1 protein-coding gene is annotated in these 682 nt (G+C 53.5%); it reads left to right on the top strand.

All coding sequences use genetic code 11. The features are described 5' to 3' along the window. Positions 1-507 (top strand): hypothetical protein (locus ACTFO6_RS17420; RefSeq protein WP_439935695.1); only part of this gene is annotated, 507 nt, incomplete at its 5' end. Positions 508-682: the final 175 nt, after the last annotated feature.

The raw sequence follows: 682 nt of genomic DNA, 5'->3' as shown, positions 1-682 counted from the left end.
CTCATGGCGAGTTGCGCAACCCAGACTCAAATGGCGTTGGATGCAGAGGTGAGACGCCTGTGCGCCATCGACGGCGGCATCCGGGTCTACGAGCAGGTGAAGTTGCCGGCGGATGGGTTTGACCGGTGGGGCATGCCGAAGATGTATCAGGAGCGGGTAGAGAACAAGGCGGCTTATCGGCACGACGACAAGAGGACGGTGATGGAGTCCGTCATGAAAACGCGAGTCGATTCTGCTCAGCATGGAAATGTCCGAGTGGAGGAATATCTTCTCAAGAGTGAGACGACATACTACAGGAGAGGGAATCCGGAGATGTGGCACACGCACGTTCAAATAACAAGAAAACGCGACGGAAAAATACTTGGCGAATCCAAAAGATACTCAAGACGCGGAGGAGATATGCTGGGTCCTTGGCATCCTTCGTCATTTGCATGTCCTAGAGAAGCGGGCCAGGAAGCTTTGGTTAGATCCATATTCATGAGTGACAAAGACATTGGGAGAAACTGATGGACCCAATCGAGAAATATTTCAAGCATGCCGAACTTGCGATGGCTGCATACGGCGATTATGCGGGCGAGAGCTTCATTGATGAACTTAAAGAAGCTGGCATGTCCCCTACCCAAGCCCAGCACTTCGCTTCCCGCTGGCGCGTCGTTGACCAATACACCGATCCCCGGACGGG

The organism is Pelomicrobium sp. G1 (assembly GCF_051905455.1).
Classification (GTDB): Bacteria; Pseudomonadota; Gammaproteobacteria; order Burkholderiales; family UBA6910; genus Pelomicrobium.
The sequence above is the reverse complement of the archived record's forward strand: the minus strand, read 5'-3'. Positions and strand labels throughout refer to the sequence as shown.